Raw genomic sequence first — 24,585 nt, 5'->3', positions numbered from 1 at the left:
GAATCACGCGCCAAGTCTCACGGACGTTCGACTTGAATTATATGGGCGAATGCCTTTGAAGAGAGAAAGGAGATTATTTTTTTATCCTCGAACGAGGATAATTGGATGATACGAGATATTATGGAGATAAGAACAGCGACAATAGCAGATCTGGCTCAGATTGCAGCCGTGGAAGCAGAATGCTTTCCGGCAGCGGAAGCCGCAACGAAAGAGGAGTTTGAGGAGAGAATTAAGTATTATGGAAATCATTTCTGGCTCATGTTTGAAGGCGAAAAGCTGATTGCGTTTGTGGACGGCTTCGTCACAGACAAGCCGGATCTGACGGATGAGATGTACGAACGGGCAGAAATGCACGATGAAAACGGCGCATGGCAGATGATTTTTGGTGTCAATACGATCCCGGCATACCGGAAACATGGCTATGCGGGACAGTTGCTCCAGTGCGCCATCGAGGATGCCAGAAAACAGGGGAGGAAGGGACTTGTGTTGACGTGCAAGGAAAAATTGATAGCCTATTATGCCAAGTTTGGATTTGTGAATGAGGGGATCTCGGAATCGGTGCATGGAAACGTGATCTGGTATCAGATGCGGTATAAGTTTTAAATTTAAGAAGAAATACGTGATTGCCCGCAAATACTAATAATACTTATTATAGGAATCGAAATGGCGTTTTTAATAGAAGTGTGATAAGATACAAGTATCAGAATTAAAAATGAGACGCCATTTCGATTTTTTGTAATTGTTTGCAACAAGCATTACAAATTCTTTTCCATCTTTCTGCGTGTATCTTTTGCGTGTGTTTTATATGCATAACGGGCATCGGAAGCAGGCTGCACGGGATTGGGTGAAAAAGGGTCAAAAGGGGCGTCCGCAAACAGGAGGGGTTAGAGAAAACATGAAATCATTGCAGGCGCGTTATCTGGATCGACTGGCAGAGCTTTACCCGACGATTGCAGCGGCATCGACGGAGATCATCAATCTGGAATCGATCTTAAATCTGCCGAAAGGAACGGAACATTTCCTGACCGATATCCATGGGGAATACGAGGCATTTTCTCATGTATTGAAAAATGGTTCCGGTTCCGTCAAGCGAAAGATTGACGATGTATTTGGAAATACCCTGAGCCGTCAGGATAAGCAGTCACTGGCAACCCTTATTTACTATCCGGCGGAGAAAATGAGCCGGATTCTGCAGACGGAGAAGAACCCGGATGACTGGTATAAGATCACACTCTATCGTCTGATTGCGGTCTGCCGCCGGGCAGCGAGCAAGTACACGCGTTCGAAGATCCGCAAGGCGCTTCCGAAGGAATTTGCCTATGTGCTGGAAGAACTTCTGACTGAGCGCGGTGATCTGCAGGACAAGGAATCCTACTACGATGCCATCGTCCAGACGATTGTCCGTGTGGGACGGGCGAAAGCTTTATTATAGCGCTAAGCGAGCTGATTCAGCGCCTGACGGTCGATCATCTTCATATCGTAGGCGATATCTATGACAGGGGTCCGGGACCGCATATCATCATGGACAAGATGATGACCTATCACTCGATTGATGTCCAGTGGGGCAATCACGATGTGCTCTGGATGGGCGCGGCAGCGGGACAGATGGGGTGTATTGCAAACGCAATCCGTATCTGCGCGAGATATGGAAACCTGGATATTTTGGAGGATGGTTACGGCATCAACCTTCTTCCATTGGCAACCTTTGCGATCAATACATATGGGGATGACCCGTGCACCTGCTTCCAGTTAAAGGGCAGTGACTCTTACAGTGCGTCTGAGCGCGAGATGAACCAGAAGATGCACAAGGCGATCTCGATCATCCAGTTCAAGGCGGAAGGCAGATCATCAAGCGCCATCCGGAATTTGGTCTGGAGAAACGAAATCTTCTGCATCATATTGATTTTGAACGCGGCGTTCTGGAAATGGATGGCAGAGAGTACAAGATGCTTGATATGAATTTCCCGACGGTGGATCCGAAGGATCCATATGCATTTACACCGGAAGAAGCGGATATCATGGAACGTCTGGAACGTGCGTTCATGAACTGCGAGAAGCTGCAGCAGCATATGAAGTTTCTGCTGGCGAAGGGAAGTCTCTATAAAGTATACAACAATAACCTTCTCTACCATGGCTGCGTTCCGTTAAATAAGGACGGTACCTTCAAGGAGGTAGAGATCTACGGCAAGCAATATAAGGGAAAGGCGCTGTACGATATTTTGGACAATTATGTCCGCAAGGGGTTTGTCGCGGTCGATAAGGCAGAGCGGGAAAAAGGCAGGGATATGATGTGGTATATCTGGCTGAATGAAAATTCCCCGCTGTTCGGCAAGGACAAGATGGCAACGTTTGAACGCTATTTTCTGGCAGAAAAAGAGACACATAAAGAAGTAAAAAATCCGTATTACGATATGCTGGAAAATGAGGAAGTGCTTGACCGCATTCTCCGTGAATTCGGTCTGGAGCCGGAGGGCGCGCACATCATCAACGGTCACGTCCCGGTCAAATCCAAAGACGGCGAGAGCCCGCTCAAATGCGGCGGTAAGCTTCTCGTCATCGACGGTGGTTTCTCAAGGGCATATCAGAAAGAAACCGGTATCGCGGGGTATACGCTGATTTACAACTCCTACGGTCTGATTCTGGCAGCGCACGATCCGTTTGAGTCCACCGAGGCGGCGATCGAGAAGGAGAGTGATATCCACTCCGAGAGCCGTATGGTCAAATGGGTGCCGGAGCGCAAGTGCGTCGGGGATACCGATATCGGACGGGAACTGAAAGAGAAGATCAAAGATCTGGAAAAACTGCTGAATGCGTACTATAGCGGTGCGATCGCGGAGAAATTTACGCGGTAGCGATTTGAGAACGAAATTTTAAATAAAGATAAAATGGAAAATCGCTCAACCCAGAAGAGGGAAGAGCGATTTTTTGTGAATGCTATAGTATTTATTTCGTACCAAAAATCCGATCCCCTGCATCTCCCAGACCTGGCAGATGTAAGCGTTTTCGTTCAGGCAGCGATCGACATGACCGACATAGATCTGGACATCCGGATGTGCCTCATGCAGTCTCTTTAATCCTTCCGGAGCAGCGATGATTGCCATGAATTTGATGTTCTTTCCGCCGCGTGCTTTGATAAAGTCGATTGCCTCCACTGCGGAACCGCCGGTTGCCAGCATCGGGTCGGTGACAACGATGGTACGCAGTTCGATCGGGGTTGGCAGCTTGCAGTAGTATTCGTGCGGCTCATGGGTTATCTCGTCGCGGTAGAGTCCGATGTGACCAACCTTTGCGGACGGAACGAGCGCCAGAATACCATTTACCATACCGAGACCGGCACGTAAGATCGGGACAACGGCAAGTTTTTTACCAGCCAGCATCGGAGTGCTGCAGGTTTCGATCGGAGTTTCTACTTCCTGATCTTCCAGCGGAAGATCGCGAAGCGCTTCATAGCCCATCAGCATCGCAATCTCATCGGTCAGGGAACGGAATTCGTTGGTTCCGGTGTTCTTGTTGCGGAGGAGCGAGATCTTGTGCTGAATCAACGGGTGATCGAGAATTGTTACATTTTTCATATTCATAACCTGCCTTTTCTTGAATTTTGATGATGAACGTTTTTTCGTAACGGTGCATAGCGCAGACCGCTTGCGAATTTTGTGCTATCTTCATGCCGTCATTTCCCAAAATCTGTATACATATGTGAAATGTATCGCCCTGATGGCATATTTTCTTTAATTATACACCGAATTGTACAGATTGAACAGTCTGTTTTATGATGTATTTTGGTAAAAGAGCGGTTTGGTTACTGTTCACAAGTAGGCACTTTTGGAACCGAAAGTGCCGTAAGAAAACGTGGTGGCAGCAGGAATTTGCCGTATTTAAATGCGAAGCCACGGCAAATTCAGTTACTGGGCACGTATGCGTGAACAGTAACTCGGTAAAAGAGCGGTTTGTCATGAAGTAGTGCAGAGCATTTGTAAAAGAATGCAGGTGCTTTTATATGTTTATTAGAATAAAAAATAATACCAGTATTATATATAAGCAATACTTCTGAAAACAAATCAATAAATCTAACTGGAAATGAGAATAGAATGTGGTAAAATATAAAGTAGTGAATTATTGCACAACAATGAAGGAGGAAGCTTTGCCATTATGAAGACTGTATCGATAGCAGAGGAACTGAAAAACAATTCTTATCCGGGACGCGGAATTATCATTGGACGGACGCCGGACGGAAAGAAGGCGGTTACGGCATACTTTATCATGGGAAGAAGCGAGAACAGCCGCAACCGTGTGTTTGTAGAAGAAGGTGAGGGCATCCGCACACAGGCATTTGATCCGGCGAAGCTGGAAGATCCGAGTCTGATTATCTATGCACCGGTCCGTGTGCTGGGAAATAAAACGATCGTGACCAACGGCGATCAGACTGATACGATTTATGAGGGAATGGATCGCCAGATGACCTTTGAGCAGTCCCTCAGAAGCCGCGAGTTTGAGCCGGATGCGCCGAACTACACACCTCGTATTTCCGGTATCCTGCATATCGAGGATGGCGGTTACAACTATGCGCTGTCGATTCTGAAATCCAACGACGGCAATCCGGATTCCTGCCATCGTTATACATATGCGTATGAGAAGCCGGTTGCAGGCGAGGGACATTTCATCCACACCTATATGCACGACGGCAATCCGCTTCCGAGCTTCGAGGGTGAGCCGAAAAAGATCGAGATTCCGGACAGCCTGGATGAGTTTGCAGCGACACTCTGGGAGAATCTGAACCCGGATAATAAGGTATCTCTGTTTGTGCGCTATATTGATATTGCGACCAGAGAGACACAGACGAAGATCATTAACAAAAATAAGTAGGAACAGACTGGAAAATAGTTAAAAAAAGTCAAAAACCGTCTGAAAATGAAAACAGGTCAGAGATAAACGCTCCGCGAGGATGCGCAGTGATTCTGTAAAGAATATGTCAGCTCGCTGACAGAATCACGCGCCAAGTCTCACGGACGTTCGACTTGAAACAGCATTTGAATCATGCGTTTAAATGGGTATACAGGAGGAATGAAGATGAACGAACTTGAGTTAAAATATGGATGCAACCCGAACCAGAAACCGTCCCGCATTTTTATGGCGGACGGCAGTGAGCTTCCAATCAAGGTACTTTGCGGCAAACCGGGATATATCAATTTCCTGGATGCGTTCAATGGCTGGCAGCTGGTAAGAGAACTGAAAGAGGCAACCGGGCTTCCGGCGGCAACTTCTTTTAAACATGTTTCGCCGGCAGGTGCAGCGGTAGGACTTCCGTTAGACGAGACGATGCGTAAGATTTACTGGGTCGATGATATGGGAGACTTATCTCCGCTTGCGTGTGCATATGCCAGAGCACGAGGTGCAGACCGCATGTCTTCCTTCGGCGATTTTATTTCTTTGTCGGATGTCTGCGATGCAGATACGGCGCGCATCATCAAGAGAGAAGTATCGGATGGCGTGATTGCTCCGGGATATACCAAGGAGGCGCTGGAGATTCTGGAATCAAAGAAAAATGGCAAGTACAATGTCATTGAAATCGATCCGGATTATGTACCGGCTCCGGTGGAGCGCAAACAGGTATTTGGCGTGACCTTTGAGCAGGGTAGAAATAATCTGACAATCAACCGTGAGCTGCTGGAGAATATCGTGACTGAGAATAAAGAGCTGCCGGATAACGCGAAGATCGACATGATCGTATCTTTGATTACCCTGAAATATACACAGTCCAACTCTGTCTGCTACGTGAAGGATGGACAGGCGATCGGTATCGGCGCAGGTCAGCAGTCCCGTGTACATTGTACCCGTCTGGCAGGTCAGAAAGCCGACAACTGGTATCTGCGCCAATCTCCGCAGGTGTTAAATCTTCAGTTTGTGGATGGAATCAAGCGTGCAGACCGCGACAATGCGATCGATGTTTATATCGGAGAAGAATATATGGATGTGCTGGAAGAGGGCGCATGGCAGAAAACTTTCAAGGTAAAACCGCCGGTATTTACCCGTGAGGAAAAACGCGCATGGCTGGACGGCATGAAGGGTGTAACCATTGGTTCTGATGCATTCTTCCCATTTGGCGACAACATTGAGCGCGCGCACAAGAGCGGCGTTCAGTACATCGCACAGCCGGGCGGATCGGTTCGTGATGACAATGTAATCGAGGTTTGCAATAAATATGGCATTGTAATGGCATTTACGGGAATCCGTCTGTTCCATCATTAATGAAAAAGGGCGTGTGAAAAAACTCTCGTTTTTTCACACGCCCTTTTTATTTCGAAATAAAGTGGCTATGATTTCTTATATTTTGCCTCATAATCCCGCAGGCTTACAAGCGCTTCTTTCGACATCGGAATCAGCGCGATCAGGTTGAAGACGGTCATCAGACCGACACCGACATCACCGAGATCCCAGACAAAGGTGTAGGCGGTCAGTCCGCCGACAAACATCATGATCAGGGCGAGAATCTTGTACGCCGTCTGGGCGGCCCAGGTGTCTCCGAAGAGGTAGCTCACATTGGAGCGGGCGTAGAAGAGGATGCCGATGAAGGTAGTGAAACTGAACAGCCACAGGATTACGGCTATGAAAATGACGCCTAATTCCCCGAAATGCCAGCTCATTGCCGCCTGCAGCAGATCCATGCCCTCCAGACCGGAGATTTTATCAGCCGGGACCAGCAGCATGATCATGGCTGTACAGGTGCAGAGAAGCGTGTCGATGAAAACGCCCATCGCCTGCATCAGTCCGACTTTGGCAGGATGGGAGGTTTCTGCCGTCGCTGCCGCACACGGGGCGGAACCGCTTCCTGCTTCATTGGAGAAAAGTCCCCGTTTGACACCGTTCATCAATACGGCGCCGAAGCCGCCTGCGATTGCCTGGCGCAGACCGAGTGCTTCCTCAAAAACGCGGGCAAAAACGCCTGGAAGCTGGCGGAAGTTCACGATAATTAAAAACAGGGTCAGGATAATGTAAATGCCTGCCATGATCGGAACCAGCAGATCCAGAACCCTGACGGAGGCATTTTTCCGAAGAACGATGACTGCCGCAAGGAGAACTAAAAACAAGCATGAGTAGATCGGCGGGATGCCGAATGCATTCTTAAAAGAAGAGGTCACGGAATTACTGATGACCTGGCTGATACCGCACCAGCAGATCAGACCGGAGAGCGCAAACAGTACGGAGAGAAGATTTTTCTTCGAAACCGGCGTGCCCTGTTTCTGGCGTTTGCTGTTGATCCAGTCGTGAATGTAGTAAGCAGGACCGCCGCGGTAACCGCCGTAGAGCGGATCCGGCTGTTTGTGAAGCTGGGCTAAGGTCGCCTCGATGAAAGCGGTTGCCGAACCGAGCAGCGCGGTTACCCACATCCAGAACAACGCACCGGCGCCTCCGGCGGAGAGAGCGGCAACGATACCGACAAGATTTCCCATACCGACGCGGGTCGCAGTTGACACGATCAGTGCCTGGAGTGCGGAGAGAGAGCCACCTTTGTGTCCGGTTTCGGCCTTTTCCAGCAGCGCGCGCAGCATATCCGGAAGCATTCGGATCTGCAGGAACCGCGTCCGGATAGTACAGAAGATACCGGTCGGGACGAGCAGAAGAACCAGAAGCGGCAGGTTGATGGTTGTTCCGCCAGGAAGCGGCAGATGAATCCAGTCACCCCAGAGGAAATAGTAGGTTTTTTCGATTAAATTGATAATTGTATTCATGTTTTCACCCCAAAATTTTATATAGTAAAGGTGCGCCCGCAGGTGCTTGACGATTGATTGAAAGATAGTTATAATGAGTGGCAGGGAGTTTTCAGACTCTCAGTATCATAAGGAAAAGGAGAATTCATATGCAGTACGCAATTGCACATTTAGATCCGAATGAGGACAATCCTTCCATGGAAGAGAATCCATGCATTAATGTTGATTTTGAAAACGAAGAGGAATCATGTCTGGAAGCTGCAACCATGATGATGGATGAAGGCTACAAGATGGTAACTCCATTTTTCATTGAGGATGGCGGCAAAGCGGGCACATACTCCTGGGAGTATGTCAATGCCCATCTGGTTGTCCGTACCAAATAATGTTTCACGTTGTTGTTTAAAACTGTATTGTTTTAAAGTGTGTGAGACTTAAAATGCCGGAAAGAGAAGATCTTTCCGGTTTTTTATATTTACATGTTAGCTGTCCTTGCACGTTTATAATAACTATTTTTTGAATATGTAATTAAATCTACTTATTTATATTCCGTATTGTACCGCACAGTTGAGGAAAGTGCAAGGGGAAAATGAGGGATTGTTACTGGAATTTTAAATAAAGATAAATAGTAATAAGTTGAAAGTCGGGTGTAAATCTCCTATAATGGACAGAAGAATCTTCAGGCAGAAAATGGCATACAGGGAGGCAGATGGAGACGGAAAAGAAACAGACAGATGAAAAAAAGGAACTTCGAACCGGATTTACGACCGGAACCTGCGCGGCGGCGTGTACGCGGGCGGCGGTGTTGTTTCTCTGCACAGGGGAAGCACCTGCGGCGGCAGAGACAGTGACACCTTCCGGCGTCCGGGCGATTCTGCCGATTGTCCGGGCAGAGCGGGAGGAAGATAGCGCAGTATGCGGTGTACAGAAGGACTCCGGTGACGATCCGGATGTGACGAATGGGACATTGGTTTGTGCACGGGCCGTTCTGGCTTGTCATGATAGCATAACTGAAAGCGGTTACACAGACCCGGCGTATCCGGGAATTGAGGTAACCGGCGGCGAGGGCATCGGCATGGTGACGCGGGACGGTCTTTCGTGTCCAGTGGGGCATTACGCGATCAACCCGGTACCGCGGACGGCTATTTTCCGGGAGGCGGCTCTGGCACGCCGGGAGGCGGGCATGCCGGAGTTACCTTTGCGGATTGAGATTTCTATCCCTTCCGGGCGGGAGCTGGCGGAGAAAACGTTTAACCCGCATCTGGGGATCATCGGTGGTATCTCGGTGCTTGGAACAACTGGGATTGTGAACCCGATGAGTGAGGCGGCATTGGTTGAGACGATCCGGCTGGATATCCGGGTGCACGCCCAGGAGGATGTTTCGCTGCTGGCAGTGGCGCCAGGCAATTATGGAGAACGATTTTTAAAAGAAGAAACCGGGCTTTCGATGGAAAATTTCATCAAGTGCAGTAATTTTATCGGGACCAGCTTTAAAATGCTTTCACAGGAAGGAATTCACCAGGCGCTTTTGGCAGGGCATGTTGGAAAACTGGTCAAAGTGGCAGGTGGTGTGATGAATACACATTCCCGGTATGGTGACAGACGGATGGAGATTTTGTCTGCATGCGCGCGGACCGTTGGATTTCCGGAGGCAGATGCCCTGCTGCCGATGAATACGACTGAGGAAGCGGCAGATTTCCTATATGAACATGGATATCTGAAACAGGTCATGGAGCAGGTAGCGAATCAGGTCAAAGCGGTATTGGAAGAAGAGAGCGGCGTTCAGACGGAGGTAATGCTATTTTCGAGCAATTATGGACTGATGGCGCGGACAGCTGGGGCGGATGCGTATGTGCGGGAGCTGCTGGAGATGGAGAGAGGCATGGAAGTAATGATAGATAGAATAATCGTAAATTACGAAAAGTTGAGATTCGAATATTAAATAAAAAAGGAGAAATCACATATATGGTATATTTCGTCGGAGCTGGTTCGGGAGCGCCAGATTTAATCACAGTGCGGGGAGCACGCCTTTTGAATCAGGCAGACCAGATTATTTACGCAGGTTCTCTGGTCAATCCAGAGCTTTTGGATTATAAAAAAGAATCAGCCGTTGTCTATGACAGTGCGAAAATGACGCTGGAAGAAGTGGTCGAAAAGATCCAAGAAGCGGAATCGACGGGTAAGATGACGGTGCGGCTTCACACGGGCGACCCCTGCGTGTATGGTGCGATCCGGGAACAGATGGACGAGCTGGACAAGTTAAATATCTCTTATAAGGTATGTCCGGGCGTCAGCTCTTTCTGCGGCGCGGCATCTGCATTGAATCTGGAATATACCTTGCCGGGCGTTTCGCAGAGCGTGATTATCACCCGGATGGCGGGGCGGACGCCGGTGCCGGAGCGGGAGAGCATCGCGTCGTTTGCAGCGCATCATGCGACTATGGTTATATTTTTAAGCACGGGAATGCTGAAGAAGCTTTCGGAAGAGCTGATAAAGGGCGGATATGAGGCGAACACGCCAGCGGCGATCGTGTACAAAGCGACCTGGCCGGATGAAAAGCGGGTTGTCTGCACGGTTGCCACGCTTGCAGAGGCGGCAGAGCAGGAAAATATCAAAAAAACAGCTCTGATTATCGTCGGGGATGTGACTGCCCAGGCAGGATACGAGCGCTCACGTTTATATGCGCCAGAATTCACAACTGAATTCCGTCAGGGGACGGATGGTTTTGTATATGAGTAATAGAAAGGGATTGTTATAAATGGAGCAGTTGAAACTTCGGGTCAGGAACGGTATCTGCATTTGCTTTACTGCACAGGGAAAAGAGACGGCGACGCGCCTGCTGGAGAAATTAAGCCAGCAGATGGAAGAGGCGTTTGACTTTTTAGATTATACAGGATCCGAACATTCGAAACCGCTGAAACAGGTGGTCAAGGAAGCATTTCAGGAGAAGGAAGCAATTTTGTTTGTCGGGGCGGCGGGGATTGCAGTCCGTTTGATTGCGCCGTGGGTGCAGGATAAGCTGAAAGATCCGGCGGTGCTGGTGATCGATGAGCAGGGGCGTTATGCGATCCCGATTTTGTCTGGACATGTGGGCGGATGCAATGAACTGGCAGAGGCAGCGGCGCAGATTCTGGGGGCAGAACCGGTAATTACGACGGCAACGGATCTGCGGCAGGCATTTGCAGTTGATGTATTTGCAGCGGAAAATGAGCTGGTGATCAGTGACCGGGAACTGGCGAAACAAATCTCTGCGGCGGAGCTGCGAGGTGAAAAAATTGGCTTTTTCAGTGATTATCCAGTAGATGGAATCGTTCCGGCAGAGATTACTCCGGGCGTATGGCAGAAGGAAAACATCTATGTGACGCTGAAACAGGGCGGATGCCCGAAAAATGCCCCAGCGTCTCTGGTGCGCCGGGATATGGTGATTGGGCTGCAGGAGAAGAAGGAACAGCGGGATGCAGCCAAAGCAGCGGCGGTAGTGGCAGTGGAAACCGGCGATTCGGCGAAGGCGGCTGAGATAGATATGTCTGTCGGAAAATCCGATATAGGATCGCTTGGGCAGAAAAGTGAGCAGAAGAAAGAGCAAAGTTATGAGCCGGAAAATGAATCAGGTACGCCGGAACTTCTGCGCCTGTATCCGCGAACGGTTGTTCTTGGAATGGGATGCCGCCGGGATTCGTCCCTGAATGCTGTCCGGGAGATGGCAAGAGTGGCACTTTCTCGGGCGATGATTGATAAAAGTGCGGTGCGGGCGATTGCAACGGTGGATCGGAAGAAAAATGAGATGGCATTCTGGCGCTTGCGAAGGAGTGGGATGTGGAACTGTGGAGTTTTACCCCGGAAGAGCTGGAGAGTGCCGGTACGAAGTTTGCAGAATCGCCGTTTGTGCGGAAGACAGTAGGGGTAGGAAATGTTTGTGAGCGTGCAGCCGTCATGGGGGTGCGCCGGATTTACCGGGAACGGGAGATGGATGAGAAAAATCTGCCTGCGATCGATCTGAGAGTGCAGAAAATGGCGTTTAACGGTGTGACGGCAGCAGTAGCGGTTCCGGCATCGGAGCAAGTAAGGAGGCAGCAGTGGAAGAAAAAAAATTATACGTGATCGGAATTGGACCGGGGGCGAGAGAACAGATGACGGTCCGGGCAGACCGCATTTTGCGGGAAAGCCAGGTGATCATCGGTTATACGGTATACGTGGACCTGGTAAAAGAATTTTATCCACAGGCGGAATTTCTGACAACGCCGATGCGCCAGGAAAAGGAACGCTGTGAGATGGCATTAAAAGCGGCACAGGATGGTCGGAGAACAGCAATGATCTGCAGTGGGGACAGCGGCGTCTATGGCATGGCGGGGCTGGTGCTGCAGATGGCAGAGGCATACCCGGATGTGAACGTGGAAGTAATTCCAGGAGTGACGGCAGCGCTGGGAGGTGGAGCCATTCTTGGTGCACCGTTGGGACATGATTTTGCGGTGATCAGCCTGAGTGACCTTCTGACGCCGATGGAAGTGATCGAAAAAAGGCTGCGTGCAGCGGCGGAAGCGGATTTTATTATCTGCCTCTACAATCCATCCAGCCGGAAACGCCACGATTATCTGGAGCGTGCCTGCCGGATTCTTTTAGAGTATAAAAGTGGTGAGACTGCCTGCGGATATGTACAGAATATTGGCCGCGAGGGCGAGGCGGTGCACCTTCTGACACTGGCAGAACTGGAAAAGACGCAGGTGGATATGTTTACGACCGTATTTATTGGAAATAAGGAAACGCAGATGTTAAATGGATGTCTGGTGACACCGAGGGGATACCGCGATGTGTAAAATATGGATATTTGGAGGAACGACAGAAGGGCGCCTGCTGGCGGAATATTGCAGCCGGGAAAAGATTGAGGCGTGGGTCAGCGTGGCTTCGGAGTATGGAGAGGAGCTTTTGCAGGAGGAACTGATGGAGTCTGGGAATGCAGGGAATCCAGATTTGAACCACAATACGAAGGAAAGTGGGCAATGCGCTGACAAAGAGATTTGTTTTGCAAAGAAAAGCTTGAAAACGGTTCAGGCATCCTCAGTGATAAAAGTCTTACGTGGACGGATGGATCGTTACCAGATGGAAGAATTTATCCGAAACCAGGGGATTCATCTTGTGATCGATGCAACACATCCGCATGCCAGACTTGTTTCAGAAGAAATCCAGGAAGCGTGCGGACGGACCGGTGTCCGCCTGGAACGGTGCCTGCGCGCAGAGGGCGAACAAAACAAAGCACGTGATTGGGTCGAGGTTGATTCCATTCAGGAGGCAGTGTCATTTCTTTCTTCTGTTTCCGGCGTGATTTTTGCCACAACTGGCAGCAAAGAACTGGAAGCCCTGTGCCAGATACCAGATTATCAAAAACGGGTGTATGCGAGAGTGCTTCCAACTTCGAATGTTTTGAAGAAATGTGAAAAATTGGGGATAACTGGCAGCCATCTGATTGCGATGCAGGGACCTTTTTCCACCGAAATGAATACGCTATTTCTCCGACAGACAAAAGCGGAGTGGCTATTGACGAAAGATTCCGGGCGTGCGGGCGGATTTCAGGAAAAGGTGGAAGCGGCGCGTGAAAATGGAACCAGAGTGGTTGTGATCCGCAGACCGGAGGAGGATGGTATTTCGCTGGAAGAGGCGATGGAGGTGCTGAAGAAGGCGGATGAGGGGAAGGTTGGAGAGTTAAAAACACATTTGATTCTGGCGGGAATTGGCATGGGACAGCCGTCCCAGATGACAGGGGAAGTCCTCGGGCAATTCGAGAGAGTGACGCCTTGATTGGCGCGGGGCGTATGCTGGAATCCGCGGAGAGAGCGCTGCAGAATGATTTGCTGATTAGCAAGGAAGGAAAAGCTGAAAACAGACAGGAATCAGCGGCTGCGGTGGAAAAAGAAACGAAGTGCTATAAAGCATATCTTCCTGACGATGTGATACAGATTGTATCGAAGCACCCGGAATGGAGGCAGGCGGTCATCCTGTATTCGGGTGATACCGGCTTTTTCAGCGGGGCATCCAGGATGGCAGAGAGGCTGCGGGAAGCTGGTTATCCATTTACCGTCTATCCGGGTACATCCTGTGTCAGTTATCTGGCGGCACGCCTGGGGACGCACTGGGAAGATGCGGCGATTTATTCCGCACATGGAAGAGAATTGTCTGTCGATCGGGTGACGAAACGTCTGTGTGATCCAGAAGAACCGGCTAAGCGTGCGTTTATCCTCATGGGCGGCAAAAATGGAGCTGGACAGTTTTGTGAACGTCTGACACAGGCGGGATATGGAAATGTACAGGTGACGGTTGGTGAAAACTTATCGTACCCGGAAGAGCAGATCCGGAGCGGAACCGCGGAAGAAATGAGAAAATTGGAATTTGCGGATTTGAGCTTGATGCTGCTGGAAGTCACGGATGAAATAAAGCGTGGGCAGAACGAAGAGGAAAAGATTACAGATGGTAACAATACAGAAACAAAAAATGTAGAGAAGTTGATATATGAACAGAAAATGGTGTCAGAAAAAATGCCATCCGATGTTCGAGTAACAGAATCATATAAAAATGATGCAGATAAACTTTTGCCACATGAGGCTTCTGTCAGAGCATGTCCACGCATCATGCTTGCCGCCCCAAAAAGCGGCAGTGGAAAAACTCTTTTGACCTGCGGACTGCTTGAAATCCTTCGCCGCCGCGGTCTGAATCCGATCGCGTGCAAATGTGGACCGGACTATATCGATCCAATGTTTCACCGCTATGTGCTCGGCATTCCCGGGCGAAATCTCGATAGCTTTTTTCTGCCGGCGGAAGGCGTGCGGGAGGTTTTGGTGGATGCAGTGCGGGAAGAACAGGCGGGAATCGCAGTTTTAGAGGGTGTCATGGGCTATTATGACGGCTTGGGCGGAACAGAAACGTCCGCCAGCAGCTGGGAGATTGCAGGGATCACAGACACGCCGGCGATTCTGGTGCTGGACTGTAAGGGTGCATCGTTGTCGGCGGCAGCAATGGCATCTGGATTTTTACATTTCCGGGAAAAAAGCCATATTGCCGGAGTGATTTTGAACCGGGTTTCTTCGATGTATTATGAGCGGCTGGCAGCAGCCGTGGAAGAGGCGTCGGGGCTTCCGGTGCTTGGTTATCTGCCGGAATCCGAGGAATACCGCATGGAAAGCCGCCATCTGGGACTTTTTCTGCCGGGCGAGATCGATCGGCTGCGCGAGCGGATCGGGCGATTGGCAGATCAGATGGAAAAGTCGATCGCGGTGGAGCAGGTGCTGGAAGTGGCAGGGATGCTTCCATTGAGGATAGAAAACAAAGAGAAAGAAAAAGCAGAAAACGAATCAATGGAGGCGGAAAGTATAGCGAAATTCCCAGCATGTCAAGAGCAAAAAGTCACCTCGCGCGTCCGCATCGGTGTTGCCCGTGACGAGGCATTCTGCTTCTACTATCAGGAAAATTTCCGCCTTCTGGAACAGATGGGGGCGGAGCTGGTTTATTTCAGTCCACTGAGGGATAAAAAAATCCCGGACAGAGTGGATGGGCTTTTATTTGGCGGCGGTTATCCGGAGAATTATGCACGGGAGCTGGCAAAGAACGCGGCGATGCGTGAGAGTATCCGGCGGTCGATTGCGGCGGGAATGCCGTTTCTGGCGGAATGCGGTGGATTTTTATATTTACACCGTACGCTTGAAGGAAGCGATGGAAAACACTGGGAAATGGCTGGCGTTTATCCATTTGACGCTTACCGGACGAACCGCCTGCGCCGGTTTGGCTATGTGCGTCTGCTGACCTCATCCGGTCAGGAAATTCACGGGCATGAGTTCCATTACTGGGAGAGCGAAGATCCGGGCACCGACTGGGAGGCAGTCAAACCGACCGGAAACCGAAGCTGGCGCTGCATCCATGAAAAGGGAGGACAGATTGGCGGATTTCCGCATCTCTATTATGCATCCTGTCCAGATTTTTTGCGAAAATGGCTGGATGTATGTGCCAAAGGGAGTCAGAAAAAATATATCAATTGAGTGAATTTATATGAGAATCTAGAAAATGGGGAGTAGCAAATGCGAGATGAATGGTTTATCCGGGGCAAGGTCCCGATGACGAAGAGTGAGGTGCGGACCGTGTCATTGTCCAAGCTGGAATTGTATGAGGACTGTGAGTTCTGGGACATTGGCGCGGGAACGGGTTCTGTCAGTGTGGAAGCGGCGGTAAGCTGTCCGGGGATTCATGTGTGTGCGTTTGAATATAAGGAAGAGGCGGTTGAACTGATCCGGGCAAATTGTGAGAAAGCCAGAACAGAAGCGGTCACGATCGTGCCGGGAAAGGCGCCGGAGACATTTGCACAGGTAAGTGTTCACCGACCGGATCGGGCATTTATCGGGGGAACAACCGGACAGATGCGCGAGATTCTGGATGAATTGTTCCGATTGAATCCAAATATCCGGATTGTGATCAACCTGATTGCGCTGGAGTCTCTGACAGTGCTTATGAGTTACCTGAAAGAGCGCGGGATAGAGGCGGAGATTCTGTCCATGCAGATTGCAAAAGCGGAGAAGATTGGTTCCAGTCATTTGATGAAAGGGCAGAATCCGATCTATATCATATCACTGGGAGGAAATGAAGCGTGAAGAAAATGATTCAGCCAGAGGCATTAAAAGTGGGCGCGAATCGTATAAGCGCGAACGATGCAAGGAGTGTAAAATTAGATTTTGCACCAATGGAGGGAATCACGGGATACGTATTCCGGCAGGCGCATGCAGTCATTTATGGGGGCGTTGACCGGTATTACAGTCCGTTCATTGCACCAGGTTCCAGCCATAAGCTGACATCCAGGGAGAGGAACGATATTCTTCCAGAGCATAATCAGGGATTATGCCTGATCCCGCAGATTCTGACGCATTCGGCGGAAGATTTTCTGTGGGTTTGCGAGGAACTGGCGGAGTATGGATATAGGACGGTTAATCTGAACCTGGGCTGTCCGTCGGGGACGGTGGTTACGAAGAAAAAGGGCGCGGGATTTTTAGCCGAGCCGGAAGATTTGAGCTTGTTTCTGGAGGAAGTCTGCAACGGATTGGAAAAAATCCACGCTGCGGATGGAAAGCCGGTGCGTTTGTCGATCAAAACCCGGATCGGCATGAAAGAAGCGTCTGAATTTCCACGCCTGCTCGCAATCTATAATCACTATCCGCTGGAAGAACTGATTGTACACCCGAGAGTGCGCGAGGACTATTATAAGGGGAAAATACGGATGGAGTCATTTGCGTATGCGCTGGAGCAGAGCCGCTGCTCGGTCAGCTATAATGGAAATCTTCTTTCGGCGGCGGATGCGTCTGCGCTCATGGAAGAAATTGTAGGACAAGATGAACCGTCTGACAAAGGCGAAATGCAGAAAAAAACGAAATTAGCCGCGTTGATGTTTGGGCGAGGGGCGGTTGCAAGTCCGTGGATTTTTGGAGAGGTGTGGAATCTGCCATCCTCGACTCATCTCCAATCCTTCCAGCAATTCCACGATCGCCTCCTGACCGGTTATGCAGAAATCATGTCCGGCGACCGGAATACTTTGTTTAAAATGAAGGAACTCTGGTACTATTTCCAGTGCCATTTTCCGGGATGTGAAAAAGAATTGAAGAGGATTAAGAAGGCACAGAAGCTGTCTGACTACCGGGCTGCTGTTCAGGCGATGTTTGCGAGCGGGCGGTTTGTGGAAGATGGTTTTCGCAACCCGGCACCATAGGAGTGATACCGGGCTGTCCTGTAACCATCCTCTCATTCAGGCAGTACAGTGTTGCGAATATCAGATTTTACACAGATTTTACATTTCCTGCTGGTTATTTTTACATTTATTTGATATAGTGAAGACATACTATGTGTAAAGATCAAAAGATGATGGGAGAATATGTATGTCTATTAGTACTTTGGGAACACTCTTTCAGTTCATTGGAGGACTGGGAATGTTCCTGTATGGAATGGAGTCGATGGCGGATGGTCTGCAGAAGTTTGCGGGCAACCGTTTACAACGTGTGCTTGAGATCCTGACTTCGAACCGCTTGCTGGGCGTGCTGGTGGGCGCGGGCGTTACCGCGATCATCCAGAGTAGTTCCGCGACGACGGTTATGGTCGTTGGTTTCGTAAATGCCGGAATTATCAATCTTCTGCAGGCGACCGGCATCATCATGGGTGCCAACATTGGTACGACTGTGACGAGCTGGATTGTGTCGATGAGTGAGTGGGGCGAGGTGTTAAAGCCAGAGTTCTTTGCACCGGTTCTCTTCGGTATCGGCGCATTCATCACGATGTTTGCTAAGAGCCACAAGAAAAAAGAGGGTGCCGAAGTCCTGATCGGTTTTGCACTCCTGTTTATCGGTCTTTCTTTCATGTCCGGTTCGATTGAGCCGTACCGGGATGCGCCGATCTTCTCCGAGTCCTTCCGGGTACTGGGACAGAATCCGCTTTTAGGTGTTTTAGTCGGTCTGGCAGTTACCGCAATCATCCAGAGTAGTTCCGCGTCCGTCGGTATTTTACAGATGCTGGCGATCAACGGCATGGTAAACTGGCAGTCGGCAGTTTTTATCACATTGGGACAGAATATTGGTACCTGTGCGACTGCGCTGTTATCCTGTATCGGTACGACCCGTACGGCAAAGCGTGCGGCGGTCATTCATCTTCTGTTCAACGTGACAGGTGCAGTTGTATTTGGTGTTGCTTTATACATCGTGTTTATGATGAATCCGGAACTTGCGATGACGCGTGCGGACAGTGTGGGAATCTCGATTTTCCATACGGTATTTAACGTTGTCAACACCTGTATTATGTTCCCGTTTGCCGGTTTCCTGGTAAAGGCATCGGATGTGATTGTTCCGAAACCGAAGGAGACAGAGAAAGAGTGGTCGGCAAACAGTGTCGAGTCCGAGATGATCCGTCACTTAGACGACCGTATCCTCGAAACTCCGTCCTTTGCGATTGAGACGGCATGCAACGAGGTTGTCAACATGGGTAAAGTAGCGGTTGCTAACTTAAAAATAGCAACCGCAGCTCTGGTGGATGCAGATAATAATTTCTGTGAACAGGTATTTGAAAATGAAGAGACGATCGACCGCATGGAGAAAATGCTGACAGAATATCTCTTAAAGATCAACAACCTCTCCTTAAATGATGAACAGCATCTTCTTGTTAAGAATATGTATTATACAATCGGTGATCTTGAACGCGTCGGTGACCACTGTGAAAACTTAGCAGAGCTTGCCAAGAAACGGATTGAGAATGTGAATATTGATTTCTCGGATCTGGCGCTGGAAGAGCTGCGGACGATTGCAGATGCAACGCTTAAATCGGTCGAGGCGTCCGTGGAGGCGCGTCAGGCGCATGACATGCAGAAGGTGCGTCAGACTGCCCGCTGGGAGGAAGAGGTTGACAGTATGGAGGAGGAGATGCGCGAGAACCATATGAACCGTCTTTCCAATGGAGACTGCAAGATTGAGGGCGGTGTTATCTTCCTGGATGCACTGGCAAATTATGAGAGAATCGCGGATCATGCCAAGAATGTAGCTGGCTACGTAAAGGAAGAGATGCAGTAATGAAATATCGGATATATGTGATTGAGGATGATGAAAATATCCGGAATCTGATCTGCGTGGCACTGGAAAACTTCGGTTACTGCGCCAGCGGATTTGAGACGGCAGAGGAAGCGCTTGACAGCCTCTCGGATCTGCTCCGGAGAGGCAGGGAGGCGCAGCGAGAGTATCCGGCGATGTTTGTATTCGACTGGATGCTGCCGGGGATGGACGGCATGGCTGCGATCCGCAAGATCCGGGAGATGCCGGACTTTGCCGCAGCCCCGGTCCTGATGCTGACGGCAAAGGATCGTGAGATGGATATTGTACAGGGACTTGACAACGGTGCTGACGACTATATGACGAAACCCTTCGGTATCCTGGAGCTTTCGGCGCGCGTCAGAAACCTTTTAAAGCGGGTGGAACCTGCAAAAGAGGAGGTTTCCAGCCTGACGATCGGTGAAGTCAGCATCAACCGGGAGACGCGTGAGGTGATTGCCTGTGGCGACCGGACGGAGCTTACACTCAAGGAATTTGAACTTTTAACATATCTCATGGAACATATCAACCGGGTGGTGACGCGCGACGAGCTTCTCGACCATATCTGGGGCTATGACTATGATGGGGAGACGAGAACGCTGGATATGCACATCAAGACACTCCGGCAGAAGCTGCATGACGCCGGAACCCAGATCAAGACGGTGCGCGGCGTGGGTTATCGGTTTTTAAAGGAAAAAGAAGCGGGAAAGTGATGAAACGATGCGAAAAGCGATTTTGACGAAATTTATTCATCTGTTATTTCTGGCGCTGGTTCTGAATACATTTATCGCTCTGGTGGTTACCAGCAGTGTATTGCTCAAACGGTCAAGGGAGGACATGCATTTTGCATTGGAATCCGTTGACCGTATGTTGGATTATACGGGAAATGTGGAAGAACAGCTGATGGGTTTGAGCAACCTTACGAACAACAATAATAGCCGTTATACGCTGATCCGGATGGATGGCACGGTGGTAGCGGATACGGAAGTGCCGCAGGTGAATCAGATGGAAAATCATCTGGAGCGCAAGGAAGTGAAGGACGCGCTGGAGACAGGCTATGGATATTCGGTGCGCCGCTCCGGAACGCTGGGAATGCAGATGGCGTACGCGGCGATATGTTCATCGGACGGTAAATACATACTGCGTCTTTCTGCCAGTTCAACCGGGCTGGGTGAATATATCCTGATGCTGATTCCGGCCGCTTTTTTGAGCTTTGGAATAGCTTTTTTTGCGTCAGTGATGGAGGCGGAACGGTTTTCCCAGTCAATCACGCGCCCTTTGCAGGAAATTTCCAATGAAATGGTGCGGATGGATGACGACTACACGCGTTTTCAGTTTGAAAAATGCCCGTATGAGGAGATCAATGTCATTGCGGACACGACGACGCGGATGTCCCGGAATATGAAGAAATATCTGGAGCGCATTGAGAAAGAAAAACAGATCCGGCAGGAGTTTTTCAGCAATGCATCGCATGAGCTGAAAACACCGATCACTTCGATCCGCGGTTATGTCGAGCTTTTGGAAAGCGGCATGGCACAGGATCCGGACACGGCACATGATTTTCTGGGACGCATAAAAAAAGAGGCAATGCGGATGACGAACCTGGTGGATGATATTTTGATGATCTCCCGTCTGGAATCCCGCGGTGCGAAAGCAGATATTGTGACAATCCGCACGGTGGAACTGCTGGAGGACAGCCTGTCTTCGATTGCCGCGCAGGCGGCGTCGCGCGGCATCACAGTCCATAAAGAGTGCGAGAATTTCACAATTCGTGCCGATCTGCGCCAGATGCAGGAGCTGTTTAACAATCTGTTGACAAACGCGGTCAAGTATAACAACGAGGGCGGCGAAATCTGGGTGCAGGTCAAGCACTGGGGCGCGGATATGATACTGACGGTCCGCGACACCGGCGTCGGCATCCCGGCGGAGAGCCAGAGCCGTATTTTTGAGCGGTTTTACCGGGTGGATAAAGGGCGCAGCCGCAAACAGGGCGGCACCGGGCTTGGTCTTTCGATCGTCAAGCATATCGTGAATTTTTATCATGGAAGCGTGGAGGTAGAGTCGGAAGTCGGAAAAGGTTCAACGTTTACGGTGAAACTGCAGATTGCGGAAGCAAAATAAAAAAGAGTCAACCTGAATTCCCTAAAAAATAGCGGAATTTTAGGTTGACTCTTTTTGGAGTTTGTAGTATGATTGCTTTAAAGCGTAACAGTTCAGCTCTTTAAAGTGAAAAATAAATCATGGTTTGATGCATAAGAGGAAAATCTGTTACATACGTTGAAAAGGTTCAGGAGGATGATATTATGAGAAAGACAAAGAAATTAGCAGCCCTGATGCTGGCTGGCGCGATGGCGGCATCCCTGGCAGCCTGCGGAGGACAGACAGCAAGTACGGACACGACAGCAGCGGAGTCCGCAGACGGCGAAGAAAGCAAAGAGGCAGAGCAGACAGCAGACGGCGAGACCTATAAGATTGGTGTATTACAGCTGACCCAGCATGTGGCACTGGATAAGACCAATGAGGGCTTCGTGGCAGCGCTGGACGATGCAGGCATCAAATACGAGATCGACCAGCAGAATGCAGCTGGCGAGCAGTCTGCATGCCAGACGATCGCAGAGAAACTGGTCAACGATAAAGATGATTTGATTTTTGCAATCGCAACCCCGGCAGCACAGGCAGTTGCAGGTGTGACGGATTCGATTCCGATTCTTGTCAGCGCTGTTACCGATCCGGCGGCTTCCGGTCTGGTAGAGAGCAACGAGGTTCCGGGCGGCAACGTATCGGGTACTTCTGATCTGACTCCGGTTAAAGAGCAGATTGACCTGATGCAGCAGATTATTCCAGATGTAAAGAAGGTCGGACTTCTGTATTGCAGCGCGGAGGCAAACTCCGTTCTTCAGATTGACATGGCGAAAGAAGCACTTGATACAGCCGGTATTGAGTATGAAGATTACACCGTTTCCAATTCCAATGAGATTCCTACCGTTGTAGAATCTATGGTTGGCAATGTAGACTGCGTATACACACCAACCGACAACATGATCGCAGCTGGTATGGCAACCGTAACGATGGTAACAAATGAGAATAAACTTCCGGTTATCTGCGGCGAGAAGGGCATGGTAGATGCAGGCGGTCTTGCTACTTACGGTATTGATTACTACCAGTTAGGCTACATGACCGGTGAGCAGGCCGTTAAAATCCTGACTGAGGGCGCCGATATTTCTAAGATGCCGATCGGTTATCTGGACGCTTCCAAGTGCGAGCTGAGTGTCAATGAAGAGACAGCACAGACGCTGGGAATCGATGTATCTGGACTTGAGAAATAAAGAGTACCAGAAAGACCTAAACTTCAAATGAGATGGACTGTCAGATCAGAAGCATAAAATAAATATGCCGATCTGGCAGTCTTTACAGTTAATCAGATGAAGAAAATACAAAACACAGGGAGGTAAAAGTTTGAGCGGTTTATTAGTATCCCTGCAGGGCGCGGTTGCACAGGGCGTTCTTTGGGGAATCATGGTATTGGGAGTTTACATTACATTCCGCCTGATGGATATCGCGGATATGACGGTAGACGGAAGCTTCGCGCTGGGGGCCTGCGTTTGTGCAGTCCTGGTAGTCAACAAAGGAGTAAATCCGGTGCTGGCACTTTTAGTTGCAGTGGCAGCAGGTGTCGTGGCTGGTGCGGTAACGGGTATTCTTCATACTCTATTTGAGATACCAGCGATTTTGGCAGGAATTCTGACCCAGATTTCCCTCTGGTCGATCAACCTCCGGATCATGGGAGGAAAGAGCAATCTGCCGCTTCTGAAAGTCAAGACACTTATCAGTGGTCTGGCTGCTTCCTTCGGGATGACCCAGGCACAGGCATCGATGATCGTTGGAATTGTGCTGGCTGTGGCGGCTATTCTGTTTCTTTACTGGTTCTTCGGAACCGAGATCGGAAGCGCGATGCGTGCAACCGGTAACAACGAGGATATGGTGCGCGCGCTGGGCGTGGACACTCGTATGACGAAGCTTTTATCCCTGATGGTCAGCAACGGTCTGGTCGCTCTCTCCGGCGCACTCGTCTGCCAGAGCCAGAAATATGGTGATGTTGGAAGTGGTACGGGTGCGATCGTCATTGGTCTGGCGGCGATCGTCATCGGCGAAGTCCTGATGGGACGATTGACCTCTTTTTATTGGAAACTGACCTCCGTGGTTGTCGGTTCGGTCATTTACTTTGTGATTCGTGCGGTTGTACTCCGCATGGGTATGGACGCAAACGACATGAAGCTGCTCTCTGCTGTCATTGTAGCGCTGGCACTCTGTGTTCCGGTAGCACTCGCTAAATATCGGCTGAGAAAAGATTATTCAGAAGGGGGCGAGGAGTAATGCTGACGATAACAAATGTAAAGAAAACCTTTAATAAAGGAACTGTTAATGAGAAAAAAGCCTTAAACGGTATCAACTTACACCTGGCACCGGGCGATTTCGTGACGATCATCGGCGGAAACGGTGCTGGAAAATCCACCATGTTAAATATGATCGCAGGCGTATATCCGATTGATTCTGGTAAAATCGAGATCGACGGTGTAAACATATCCAGGGAACCAGAATACAAACGCGCTAAATATATCGGCAGAGTCTTCCAGGATCCGATGCGCGGCACCGCCGCCAATATGGAGATACAGGAAAACCTTGCCATGGCACTGCGCCGCGGCAAATCCAGAGGACTCGGCTGGGGCATCAAAAAGAATGAAAAGGACTTCTACCGTGAGGCATTGGCACAGCTCGACCTGGGGCTTCAGACCCGTATGACCAGCAAAGTGGGCTTACTCTCCGGCGGACAGCGCCAGGCGCTCACCCTTCTGATGGCGACCCTCCAGAAGCCAAAGCTCCTTCTTTTAGACGAACACACCGCCGCCCTCGATCCCAAAACAGCCCGCAAAGTCCTCGATCTCACCGAAAAGATTGTAGATGAACAAAATCTGACCGCGCTTATGGTTACCCATAACATGAAAGATGCGATTCAGATCGGCAACCGTCTGATTATGATGCACGAAGGTCGGATTATCTACGATGTAGCAGGGGAAGAGAAGAAGAATCTGCAGGTAGAAGACCTGTTAGAGAGATTTGAAAAGGTAAGCGGAGAAGAATTTGCGAATGACCGTATGATGCTTGCCAAATAAGCAGGGGTTATAAGATTTGAAGGCTTTTATCAAAATCATTAACCGATAACAGACAAAAAGTATACGGAATGAAAAGTGGGTCAACAAATTAAAAACCACGACTATAAGTGAGAAAGAATGCCC

At 49.7% G+C, this 24,585-nt stretch carries 20 protein-coding genes and 2 pseudogenes; 20 read left to right on the top strand and 2 right to left on the bottom strand.

From position 1 onward, the window contains the following. The first annotated feature begins 120 nt into the window (after positions 1 to 120). Entirely contained in the window at positions 121 to 603 is a 483-nt protein-coding gene (locus tag DWX76_RS02080; protein WP_107000411.1) for a GNAT family N-acetyltransferase, read from the top strand. Between the two features lie 292 nt (positions 604 to 895). After that, positions 896 to 2,852 (top strand): annotated as a pseudogene (locus DWX76_RS02075) (fructose-1,6-bisphosphatase). 91 nt (positions 2,853 to 2,943) lie between these two features. On the opposite strand, the pseudogene upp reads toward DWX76_RS02075, so the two are convergent. Next, a pseudogene (upp, locus tag DWX76_RS02070) lies at positions 2,944 to 3,572 on the bottom strand (uracil phosphoribosyltransferase). A 577-nt stretch (positions 3,573 to 4,149) separates the two neighbouring features. Between upp and DWX76_RS02065 the strand changes: the two are divergent. Together DWX76_RS02065 and DWX76_RS02060 are read left to right on the top strand one after the other, a co-directional pair. Then, positions 4,150 to 4,863 (top strand): IMP cyclohydrolase, encoded by a 714-nt coding sequence (locus tag DWX76_RS02065; protein WP_117795557.1) that lies wholly within the window; start codon positions 4,150 to 4,152, stop codon positions 4,861 to 4,863. 204 nt (positions 4,864 to 5,067) lie between these two features. After that, complete coding sequence (locus DWX76_RS02060) at positions 5,068 to 6,246, top strand: phosphoribosylaminoimidazolecarboxamide formyltransferase (RefSeq protein WP_022358717.1); 1,179 nt, start codon at positions 5,068 to 5,070, stop codon at positions 6,244 to 6,246. Positions 6,247 to 6,311: 65 nt separating this feature from the next. On the opposite strand, the gene DWX76_RS02055 is transcribed toward DWX76_RS02060, so the two are convergent. After that, positions 6,312 to 7,727: an alanine/glycine:cation symporter family protein gene (locus tag DWX76_RS02055; RefSeq protein WP_118472688.1), complete on the bottom strand. Its 1,416-nt coding sequence runs from the start codon at positions 7,725 to 7,727 to the stop codon at positions 6,312 to 6,314. Positions 7,728 to 7,855: 128 nt separating this feature from the next. On the opposite strand from DWX76_RS02055, the gene DWX76_RS02050 reads away from it, so the two are divergent. The 16 genes from DWX76_RS02050 (at position 7,856) to DWX76_RS01975 (ending at position 24,462) form a co-directional block, all read left to right on the top strand. Continuing rightward, the gene (locus DWX76_RS02050) at positions 7,856 to 8,089 is read left to right on the top strand and encodes a hypothetical protein (protein WP_022358715.1); all 234 of its coding nucleotides are present in this window, start codon (positions 7,856 to 7,858) and stop codon (positions 8,087 to 8,089) included. Between the two features lie 323 nt (positions 8,090 to 8,412). After that, positions 8,413 to 9,645 carry a cobalt-precorrin-5B (C(1))-methyltransferase CbiD gene (gene cbiD / locus DWX76_RS02045; RefSeq protein WP_118570029.1) on the top strand — a complete coding sequence of 411 codons (1,233 nt, stop codon included), beginning with the start codon at positions 8,413 to 8,415 and terminating at the stop codon, positions 9,643 to 9,645. Positions 9,646 to 9,668: 23 nt separating this feature from the next. Next, positions 9,669 to 10,442, top strand: coding sequence for a precorrin-4 C(11)-methyltransferase (cobM, locus tag DWX76_RS02040; RefSeq protein ID WP_118523386.1), 774 nt, complete (start codon positions 9,669 to 9,671; stop codon positions 10,440 to 10,442). A gap of 19 nt (positions 10,443 to 10,461) precedes the next feature. Further along, positions 10,462 to 11,604: a cobalamin biosynthesis protein gene (locus DWX76_RS02035; protein WP_118490812.1), complete on the top strand. Its 1,143-nt coding sequence runs from the start codon at positions 10,462 to 10,464 to the stop codon at positions 11,602 to 11,604. Beyond that, positions 11,520 to 11,804, top strand: coding sequence for a cobalamin biosynthesis protein (locus DWX76_RS02030; protein WP_182427325.1), 285 nt, complete (start codon positions 11,520 to 11,522; stop codon positions 11,802 to 11,804). Before DWX76_RS02035 ends, DWX76_RS02030 begins: the two co-directional genes overlap by 85 nt. Positions 11,805 to 11,833: 29 nt before the next feature. After that, the gene (cobJ, locus tag DWX76_RS02025) at positions 11,834 to 12,517 is read left to right on the top strand and encodes a precorrin-3B C(17)-methyltransferase (protein WP_118524356.1); all 684 of its coding nucleotides are present in this window, start codon (positions 11,834 to 11,836) and stop codon (positions 12,515 to 12,517) included. Next, a complete protein-coding gene (cobK, locus tag DWX76_RS02020; RefSeq protein ID WP_118570028.1) occupies positions 12,510 to 13,496 on the top strand; it encodes a precorrin-6A reductase in 987 nt (328 codons plus the stop codon). Before cobJ ends, cobK begins: the two co-directional genes overlap by 8 nt. Then, positions 13,493 to 15,724 (top strand): cobyrinate a,c-diamide synthase, encoded by a 2,232-nt coding sequence (locus DWX76_RS02015; protein ID WP_118570027.1) that lies wholly within the window; start codon positions 13,493 to 13,495, stop codon positions 15,722 to 15,724. The genes cobK and DWX76_RS02015 overlap by 4 nt, the downstream gene beginning before the upstream one ends. Positions 15,725 to 15,763: 39 nt before the next feature. Then, complete coding sequence (gene cbiT, locus DWX76_RS02010) at positions 15,764 to 16,330, top strand: precorrin-6Y C5,15-methyltransferase (decarboxylating) subunit CbiT (protein ID WP_118570026.1); 567 nt, start codon at positions 15,764 to 15,766, stop codon at positions 16,328 to 16,330. Positions 16,331 to 16,335: 5 nt separating this feature from the next. Further along, positions 16,336 to 17,436, top strand: a complete 1,101-nt coding sequence (locus DWX76_RS02005; protein WP_118570044.1) for a tRNA dihydrouridine synthase — start codon at positions 16,336 to 16,338, stop codon at positions 17,434 to 17,436. A gap of 166 nt (positions 17,437 to 17,602) precedes the next feature. Further along, a complete protein-coding gene (locus DWX76_RS02000; protein WP_118570025.1) occupies positions 17,603 to 19,276 on the top strand; it encodes a Na/Pi cotransporter family protein in 1,674 nt (557 codons plus the stop codon). Then, a complete protein-coding gene (locus DWX76_RS01995) occupies positions 19,276 to 20,004 on the top strand; it encodes a response regulator transcription factor (protein WP_118570024.1) in 729 nt (242 codons plus the stop codon). Before DWX76_RS02000 ends, DWX76_RS01995 begins: the two co-directional genes overlap by 1 nt. 7 nt (positions 20,005 to 20,011) lie before the next feature. Continuing rightward, the gene (locus tag DWX76_RS01990; RefSeq protein WP_118570023.1) at positions 20,012 to 21,412 is read left to right on the top strand and encodes a sensor histidine kinase; all 1,401 of its coding nucleotides are present in this window, start codon (positions 20,012 to 20,014) and stop codon (positions 21,410 to 21,412) included. A 182-nt stretch (positions 21,413 to 21,594) separates the two neighbouring features. Further along, entirely contained in the window at positions 21,595 to 22,617 is a 1,023-nt protein-coding gene (locus DWX76_RS01985; protein WP_106999973.1) for an ABC transporter substrate-binding protein, read from the top strand. Between the two features lie 130 nt (positions 22,618 to 22,747). After that, on the top strand, positions 22,748 to 23,665 hold the full coding sequence (locus DWX76_RS01980; RefSeq protein ID WP_118570022.1) for an ABC transporter permease: 918 nt from the start codon (positions 22,748 to 22,750) through the stop codon (positions 23,663 to 23,665). Further along, entirely contained in the window at positions 23,665 to 24,462 is a 798-nt protein-coding gene (locus tag DWX76_RS01975) for an ABC transporter ATP-binding protein (protein ID WP_117795542.1), read from the top strand. Before DWX76_RS01980 ends, DWX76_RS01975 begins: the two co-directional genes overlap by 1 nt. Positions 24,463 to 24,585 lie beyond the last annotated feature (123 nt).

Origin of the sequence: Clostridium sp. AF21-20LB, from assembly GCF_003478795.1 — a bacterium.
Lineage (GTDB): Bacteria > Bacillota > Clostridia > Lachnospirales > Lachnospiraceae > Otoolea > Otoolea fessa.
Note: the sequence above shows the minus strand (reverse complement) of the source record. Positions and strands in the feature narration are given on the sequence as shown.